The sequence below is a fragment of the Cognatishimia sp. genome (assembly GCF_964229375.1).
In the GTDB taxonomy this organism is placed as follows: Bacteria; Pseudomonadota; Alphaproteobacteria; order Rhodobacterales; family Rhodobacteraceae; genus Cognatishimia.
Map to the genome: position 1 here is coordinate 1 of NZ_CAXREH010000104.1, position 7,840 is coordinate 7,840.

Below are 7,840 nucleotides of genomic sequence, written 5' to 3' on the forward strand. Positions count from 1 at the left end.
GGGATCGCCTTTGATGCCGATCCAACGAAACGGCCAGACCAGCGTTCGGGCCAGAATGCGCAGGGGTTTGGGGGCCTCAAATGCCTCGAGCACTACGCCCATTGCGCCGGTGCGTTCCAGCGTTGCGCCTGTTCGGATCAGGCGCCAGATATTGTGTGGGCCGCGCACCTAGAGTTTCCACCCGGAGTGCAGCGCCGCAATACCCATGCTCAGATTGCGATATTTCGCGTTTTCAAACCCGGCAGTGCGCAACATGCCAAGGAAGGTGTCCTGATCGGGGAAATTGCGGATGCTTTCCACCAGATACTGATAGCTGTCGCGGTCGTTGGCGATGGCCTGCCCCATGCGAGGAATGATGTTGAAGGAATAGAGATCGTAGGCCTTCTGCATCAAGTCATTCGGGATCTGGCTGAATTCCAAAACCATCAGGCGGCCACCGGGCTTCAGAACGCGGAAGGCCTCATTCAGTGCCACTTGCGGGCGGGTGACGTTCCGGATGCCGAAGCTGATGGTGTAGACATTAAAGGTATTGTCCTCAAACGGCAGCGCCATCGCGTCGCCCACAACCCAGTCCAGCTGTTCCGACATTTTATCGGCTTCGGCGCGCTTGCGCCCCTCGACAAGCATCGGCTCGGTCAGGTCACAAACCGTGGCGTGGCCTTCGCCTGCACGGTTCAGAAAGCGGAAAGAGATATCGCCGGTGCCCCCCGCAACGTCCAGAAGGCGTTGTCCCGGACGCGGCGCCAGCCAATCCATCATCGCATCCTTCCAGATGCGGTGGATGCCCATGCTCATCACATCGTTCATGATGTCATATTTGCTGGCAACAGACCCGAAGACCCCTTGAACCCGCCCCGCCTTTTCAGACTCTGGAACGGTTTCAAATCCAAAATGCGTGGTGGTTTGCTCGGTTTGGCTCATGTCTCGATCACTCAAAATTGCCCCGCCTTACATATAGAGCGATTGGCCCGCTTACAATGCGATGTATTGGCCGCATCGACCAAGGCTTTGCCTGCTCTATTTCTGTCGCTAGAAAGAGCGAAACATGGAGCAGATCCGATGCCTGAACTTCCCGAGGTGGAAACCGTGCGCCGCGGCCTTGAGCCTGCCATGACGGGGGCCGTTATAGCCAAGGCGGCTGTAAACCGGCCAGACCTGCGCTGGCCTTTTCCTGACAACATGTCAGCGCGCTTAACAGGCAAGACGGTCTTGGGGCTGCGGCGGCGTTCAAAATATATTCTGGCGGATCTGAGCAGCGGCGAAACGCTGTTGGTCCATCTGGGCATGTCCGGACGCATGACCGTATCGGGCGACCCCTTAGGGCAGTTTGCGCACGATCATCCGCAGGCCGAGAAACATGACCATGTGGTGTTTGACATGGACAACGGCGCGCGCGTGACATTCAACGACCCCCGTCGGTTCGGCGCCATGGATCTGCTTGAGACGGCAACGGCTGACGCGCACAAGCTTTTGCGCGACATTGGGCCTGAACCTTTGGGCAATGATTTCAACGAAGACTACCTTGTAGATCAGCTGCGAGACCGCAAAACACCGGTCAAATCCGCGCTGCTGGATCAGAAAATCGTCGCCGGATTGGGCAATATCTATGTTTGCGAAGCGCTTTTTCGCGCAGGCATCTCTCCGAAACGTAGCGTCAACAACATCTCTGCCAGGCGCATTGCTGCTTTGGTTCCAATCATTCGCGAAGTTCTTACAGAGGCCATTGAAGCAGGTGGATCGAGTTTGAAAGATTTCCGCCAAGCCGATGGAGAACTTGGATATTTTCAGCACAGCTTCGACGTTTATGGGCGCGAAGGAGACCCCTGTAAGACACCGGATTGTGGCAAGGTGATTCTGAGAATCACGCAATCTGGACGCTCATCTTTCTATTGCGCGCAATGCCAAAGATAGCTTGATCCCCACCTTGGACATGGTAAGGAATCGAGCTTACTTGGAACAACAGAAAGCGGATCAATGGCTTTTGAGACGATCATCGTCGAAGTTGAAGACCACGTAGCCTTAATCAAACTGAATCGCCCCGACGCATTGAATGCTCTGAATGCAGAGCTGCTTAGTGAGCTGTGCCAGGCACTGCGGGACGCCGATCAGAATGACAAAGTTCGGTCTATCGTTATCACGGGCTCGGAAAAGGCATTTGCCGCCGGCGCTGACATCAAAGAAATGAGCGAGAAGACATTTGTTGATGTGTTCCTGTCCGATCTCTTTGGCGAGCAGGGTGATGCAATCAACAAAACCCGCAAACCTATCATTGCAGCCGTGTCTGGCTATGCTTTGGGCGGTGGCTGCGAGTTGGCGATGATGTGTGACTTTATCATTGCCTCGGATACCGCGAAATTCGGCCAGCCGGAAATCAATCTTGGCATCATTGCAGGGATCGGCGGCACCCAACGCCTGACTCGCTTTGTTGGCAAATCCAAATCTATGGACATGCACCTGACTGGTCGGTTCATGGACGCCGAAGAAGCAGAGCGTTCGGGGCTGGTGTCTCGTGTTGTGCCTGCCAAAAAGCTGATGGATGAAGCCATGGGCGCCGCCCAGAAGATTGCTGAAAAATCCATCCTCAGCTCTATCGCCGCCAAAGAAGCGGTGAACCGCGCCTATGAAACGACGCTGAGCGAAGGCCTGCTTTACGAGCGCCGTCTGTTCCAGTCGCTGTTTGCGACCGAGGATCAGAAAGAAGGCATGGCGGCATTTGCTGAAAAGCGCGAGCCGCAATTCCGCGACAAGTGATCTGGGTATAGCCCGCATCAATGGCCGCCCCAGTCGGGCGGCCTTTTTCGTGGCCTGCCCTTTTTCTAGGCCCCACGCCCGACGCGAAATGATTCGTCATGCTGCAGTCGCAAAGGCCAGGCTTTGATTTTCCTATTCCATTCGCCAGAGAATCTCTGTATAGCCGCCCGCAATACATGCGCGTGATGCCCGCTTAGGCAAGAATCTAGCCCGGGAAACTGGGCGGACCCGTCGTTGATGGTTTCACGCACAAAAGCGAAACGAACACGAAATAAAGGTCTGAGATTCATGGCAAACTCTCCACAGTCCAAGAAGCGCGCGCGCCAGAACGAACGCCGTGCACTGGTCAACCAATCCCGTCGCTCCCGCATCCGTACTTTTCTGCGCAAAGTAGAAGAAGCAATCGCGTCCGGCGATCAGGCAGCAGCTGCAGAAGCCCTGAAAGCAGCTCAACCAGAAGTAATGCGCGGTGTTAACAAAGGTATCTTCCACAAGAACACAGCGTCCCGGAAGATTTCTCGCCTTGCGGCACGGGTTAAATCCCTGGGCTAAACCCTTATCAAACAGTAAAAAAAAGGCGCCTCACAGATGTGATAGGCGCCTTTTTTTTGGAAAAATGACACTTACCCACAGAGATTCTTTTCACCCAATTTCAGAGTCAAGATCGAAGATCAGTTGCGACTCTCATAGCGAAATTGCTAACTTCATAAGTGCGATTCATATCGCCGCTTCGGGGGGTGGACAGAATTCGGAGAAACCGAACCTTCAGCGCCAGACTCAACTATGGGTTGCGCAGCGTGTAATCATGCTAAGGCATGACATCGACTGCAAAAATCTGGTTTGAGGGCGCACGTGTCCTACCTTTTTCGTACGCACATGGTGCGCATAACTGTTACGCTGTGAGGGTGGGGACTTTCACAGAATGGGACGTATTGTTTTGCACGGCGCTGACTGCTCGGCGCCAGACCAAGGTGTGAGCGTTGATATGAGTCGCGGGAACGGCAGTTTCGATACCATTGGGGTCGATAGAATACACGCGGAATCGGGGACGAATGACACAAGATCAACTGGGGGCTTTTCAGCGTGAGATGCTGGAAACAGTCGGGCAAAATAACTACAAAGCGTGGATTGAACCGCTTGAATTTGCAGACATCCAAGACGGTGTTGCAACTTTTAACGTACCAACCAATTTCATCGGCAACTATGTGTCGCAGAACTTCGGGGATCTGCTGATTCATAAACTGGTGTCTTTGGGTGAAAACGTGCAGCGCGTCCACTTTCGAGTCGCAAACACAAGCACCGCACCGCGTGTGACCTCGCCTTCCATCGAAACTCCGTCATCTGGCCGCGAGCCTGCGCGCGCACCGGCTCAGCCTCGGATCGATACCGCAAAAGCAGACCTGCCCGGCGCACCGCTTGATGCGCGCTTTACCTTTGACAGCTTTGTTGTTGGCAAGCCTAACGAGCTGGCCAACGCAGCAGCCCGCCGCGTCGCCGAAGGTGGCCCGGTCAGCTTTAACCCGCTGTTCCTTTATGGTGGCGTAGGCCTTGGTAAAACCCACCTGATGCACGCGATCGCATGGGAGCTTCAGACCCGTCGTCCAGACCTGAACGTCCTGTACTTGTCCGCAGAACAATTTATGTACCGCTTTGTGCAGGCCCTGCGTGACCGCAAGATGATGGACTTCAAAGAGCTGTTCCGCTCGGTTGATGTTCTGATGGTGGATGATGTTCAGTTCATCGCGGGTAAGGACTCTACTCAAGAAGAGTTCTTCCACACCTTCAACGCGTTGGTAGACCAGAACAAACAGATCATCATCTCTGCCGATCGCGCGCCGGGCGAGATCAAAGGCATGGAGGATCGGATCCGCTCCCGCCTGCAGTGCGGTCTGGTCGTGGACCTGCACCCAACCGATTATGAACTGCGTCTTGGCATTCTGCAGAGCAAAGTCGAGCAGTATCGCAGCCAATATCCCGATCTGGTGCTTGCCGATGGTGTTCTTGAGTTCCTTGCGCATCGCATTTCAACCAATGTCCGCGTACTGGAAGGCGCTTTGACACGTCTGTTTGCTTTTGCATCCCTGGTTGGTCGCGAAATTACGATGGAACTGACGCAGGATTGCCTGTCTGACGTTCTGCGCGCCAGCGAGCGCAAGATCAGCGTCGAAGAAATCCAGCGCCGCGTGGCAGAGCACTATAACATTCGTCTGTCGGACATGATCGGGCCAAAACGTCTGCGCAACTTTGCGCGTCCTCGTCAGGTGGCGATGTTCCTCTGCAAACAGCTGACCAGCCGGTCGCTTCCGGAAATCGGGCGTCGGTTTGGCGGACGTGACCACACAACGGTCATGCATGGCGTTCGCCGCATCGAAGAGCTGCGCAGCTCGGACGGTCAAATTGCAGAAGACCTCGAATTACTCCGCCGCGCCTTAGAAGCCTAAAGGCGGGGCACTCCCCACCTAACAGCGGGCTTTTAGGCCCGCTTTTTCTTTGGGTGCTTGACGGGCTTCAAAATACAACGGAAAAAGCCAAAAAAGGCTTGAGCCTAAAGGGGAACAGGCTAGTCTGTGACCCCCGGCTACTTCGGAGGACGAAGGGATGAAAATCAGCATCGAACGTGGCACCCTGCTAAAGGCTGTGTCTCAGGCGCAATCGGTTGTCGAACGCCGCAACACCATCCCGATTCTGGCCAATGTGCTGATCGAGGCGGATGGCGCAAATGTATCGTTCCGGGCAACCGACCTTGATATCGAGGTCGTTGATAAAGCCGCGGCCATGGTCGAACGCGCGGGCGCAACCACAGTATCCGCCAGCACGCTGCATGAAATTGTCCGCAAACTGCCTGACGGCGCGCTTGTGACATTGTCCGATGACGGCACGGCGGGGCGTTTGTCGGTCGAAGCCGGCCGGTCGAACTTTTCTCTGGCGACATTGCCCAAAGAAGACTTCCCGGTAATGGCCAGCTCTGAATACAGCTGCAACTTCACCGCCAAGGCTGCGAACCTGCGTCGCCTGTTTGATAAGTCGAAATTCGCAATTTCCACCGAAGAGACCCGCTATTACCTGAACGGCGTCTATATGCATGTGTCCGATGCGGATGGCGGCCGGGTCCTGCGCTGTGTGGCCACTGACGGGCACCGTCTGGCGCGCATTGATTCTGATCTGCCCGATGGCGCAAGCGATATGCCGGGCGTCATCGTGCCGCGCAAAACCGTGGGCGAGCTGCGCAAATTGCTGGATGACGATGATATGGACATTGCCGTCAGCGTCAGCGACACCAAAGTACGCTTTGCAACGCCGGACATCACACTGACGTCCAAGGTGATTGATGGCACCTTCCCCGACTACACGCGCGTGATTCCTGCGGGCAACACACGTCGTCTGGAAGTAGACGCCGCAGAGTTCGCCCAGGCGGTTGACCGTGTGGCCACGGTTTCGTCTGAACGCTCTCGCGCGGTCAAGCTGGCCTTGGACGAAGATCGCCTTGTGTTGTCCGTCAACGCGCCTGATTCCGGAGCTGCGGAAGAAGAGCTGGCCGTTGCCTATGGCGACGAGCGGCTCGAGATCGGTTTTAACGCGAAATACCTCCTGGAAATCGCCAGCCAGGTCGATCGCGAGAACGCAGTCTTTATGTTCAACTCGGCGGGCGACCCAACGCTGATGCGCGAAGGCAATGACACCACGGCGGTTTATGTCGTGATGCCGATGCGCGTGTGACGCAGGGCGGAATTTCAACAAAATTCCGCGCCGTTTTCTGTGAAAGAAAACGAGACCGCCGATGACACAGCTTGCGCTGACACAACTGAAACTCAGTCACTTTCGCAGCCATAAAGCCAGCGAAATAAACTGCGATGCGCGCCCTGTGGCGATCTTTGGGCCCAATGGCGCTGGAAAAACCAATATACTGGAAGCTGTCTCGCTGTTTTCTCCCGGACGCGGGATACGGCGTGCCTCGGCTCAGGATATGACGCGTCGTCCCGAGGCGCTGGGTTGGAAACTGAATGGCCTGCTGAAGACCTCTGAGGGCCTGCAGGAAGTCGAAACCTGGTCAGACGGTGGTGCAGCACGTCAGGTCAAAATTAACGACAAATCAGCGCCTCAAACCAAGCTGGGATCCCTGTGTCGCGTGATCTGGCTGATTCCGGCGATGGACCGCCTTTGGATCGAAGGCGCAGAAGGGCGTCGCCGTTTTCTGGACCGCACGGCGCTGTCGTTCTTTCCCGACCATGCCGAAGCCGCCCTGACCTATGAAAAAACCATGCGCGAGCGCAACCGGCTGCTGAAAGAGCAGATCAGGGATGCCCATTGGTACAAGGCCCTCGAAGATCAGATGGCCAAATGTGCGGCCAAGATCCACGTCAACAGACAAGCGACCCTGGCACAGCTGAGAGAGGCACAGACCCAAACCACTACGGCGTTTCCGGTGGCATCGCTGGGCCTGATACAGGCAGACGGAGACAGCCCGGAGAGCGAGGATGCGTTCCGCGACGCTTTTGCCGAAAGCCGTAGCAGAGATCTGATGGCAGGGCGCACATTGGTTGGGCCGCATCGTTCTGACCTTTCTGCTAGCTACACCGCCAAGGACGTGCCCGCTGCGGACTGTTCGACCGGCGAGCAGAAGGCGCTTTTGATTTCCCTGATCCTTGCTAATGCCCGCGCGCTTGCGGACGGCGTTGGAACGCCCCCTATCCTGTTGTTGGACGAGGTTGCCGCGCATCTGGATGCGGACCGGCGCGCGGCGCTCTATGACGAGCTCATTGCATTGAAAGCGCAAGCCTGGATGACCGGCACCGAAGATCATCTGTTTGATGCCCTAGGCGACCGCGCACAGTATCTGACGGTCACGGAAAATGACGGCGTGTCGGCCCTCGCCTAGCCCCGGATCCATGGCCTCAGCCCCCTGAAAAACTGGCCTAAAACGGTCTGCGACTCACCTAGCGCCTCGCGCCCAAAAAAACACGTCAATTGCGTGACACTTCCCTGCAAAACGGCTATAATTTCGGCAAGAAATAAGGGATCTCATCTCATGAGCGACAGCGCCCAGAACACCGAGCAATATGGCGCGGATTCTATTAAAGTTCTCAAAGGC

The 7,840-nt window shown here is 56.0% G+C and carries 7 protein-coding genes and 1 pseudogene; 6 read left to right on the plus strand and 2 right to left on the minus strand.

The window, feature by feature from the left end; all coding sequences use genetic code 11:
- Together ACEQWH_RS08330 and ubiE are read right to left on the minus strand one after the other, a co-directional pair.
- Positions 1-168, minus strand: a pseudogene (locus tag ACEQWH_RS08330) (2-polyprenylphenol 6-hydroxylase); the annotation flags it as partial.
- Complete coding sequence (gene ubiE, locus ACEQWH_RS08335; protein WP_370229664.1) at positions 169-921, minus strand: bifunctional demethylmenaquinone methyltransferase/2-methoxy-6-polyprenyl-1,4-benzoquinol methylase UbiE; 753 nt, start codon at positions 919-921, stop codon at positions 169-171.
- A gap of 138 nt (positions 922-1,059) precedes the next feature.
- Between ubiE and mutM the strand changes: the two genes are divergently transcribed.
- The 6 genes from mutM to recF all read left to right on the plus strand — a co-directional run bounded on the left by mutM (position 1,060) and on the right by recF (position 7,627).
- A complete protein-coding gene (mutM, locus tag ACEQWH_RS08340) occupies positions 1,060-1,911 on the plus strand; it encodes a bifunctional DNA-formamidopyrimidine glycosylase/DNA-(apurinic or apyrimidinic site) lyase (RefSeq protein ID WP_370229667.1) in 852 nt (283 codons plus the stop codon).
- A gap of 63 nt (positions 1,912-1,974) precedes the next feature.
- Positions 1,975-2,751, plus strand: a complete 777-nt coding sequence (locus ACEQWH_RS08345) for an enoyl-CoA hydratase (protein WP_370229670.1) — start codon at positions 1,975-1,977, stop codon at positions 2,749-2,751.
- Positions 2,752-3,039: 288 nt separating this feature from the next.
- Positions 3,040-3,303, plus strand: a complete 264-nt coding sequence (rpsT, locus tag ACEQWH_RS08350) for a 30S ribosomal protein S20 (protein WP_370229672.1) — start codon at positions 3,040-3,042, stop codon at positions 3,301-3,303.
- Between the two features lie 500 nt (positions 3,304-3,803).
- On the plus strand, positions 3,804-5,192 hold the full coding sequence (gene dnaA, locus ACEQWH_RS08355) for a chromosomal replication initiator protein DnaA (RefSeq protein WP_370229675.1): 1,389 nt from the start codon (positions 3,804-3,806) through the stop codon (positions 5,190-5,192).
- 157 nt (positions 5,193-5,349) lie between these two features.
- On the plus strand, positions 5,350-6,468 hold the full coding sequence (gene dnaN, locus ACEQWH_RS08360) for a DNA polymerase III subunit beta (protein ID WP_370229677.1): 1,119 nt from the start codon (positions 5,350-5,352) through the stop codon (positions 6,466-6,468).
- A 61-nt stretch (positions 6,469-6,529) separates the two neighbouring features.
- Positions 6,530-7,627, plus strand: a complete 1,098-nt coding sequence (recF, locus tag ACEQWH_RS08365; protein ID WP_370229679.1) for a DNA replication/repair protein RecF — start codon at positions 6,530-6,532, stop codon at positions 7,625-7,627.
- Positions 7,628-7,840 lie beyond the last annotated feature (213 nt).

Coding starts and splice junctions, on each gene's coding strand:
- rpsT (WP_370229672.1), top strand. CDS start 3,040: ATGGCAAACTCTCCACAGTCCAAGAAGCGCGCGCGCCAGAACGAACGC.
- recF (WP_370229679.1), top strand. CDS start 6,530: ATGACACAGCTTGCGCTGACACAACTGAAACTCAGTCACTTTCGCAGC.
- dnaA (WP_370229675.1), top strand. CDS start 3,804: ATGACACAAGATCAACTGGGGGCTTTTCAGCGTGAGATGCTGGAAACA.
- mutM (WP_370229667.1), top strand. CDS start 1,060: ATGCCTGAACTTCCCGAGGTGGAAACCGTGCGCCGCGGCCTTGAGCCT.
- ACEQWH_RS08345 (WP_370229670.1), top strand. CDS start 1,975: ATGGCTTTTGAGACGATCATCGTCGAAGTTGAAGACCACGTAGCCTTA.
- ubiE (WP_370229664.1), bottom strand. CDS start 921: ATGAGCCAAACCGAGCAAACCACCACGCATTTTGGATTTGAAACCGTT.
- dnaN (WP_370229677.1), top strand. CDS start 5,350: ATGAAAATCAGCATCGAACGTGGCACCCTGCTAAAGGCTGTGTCTCAG.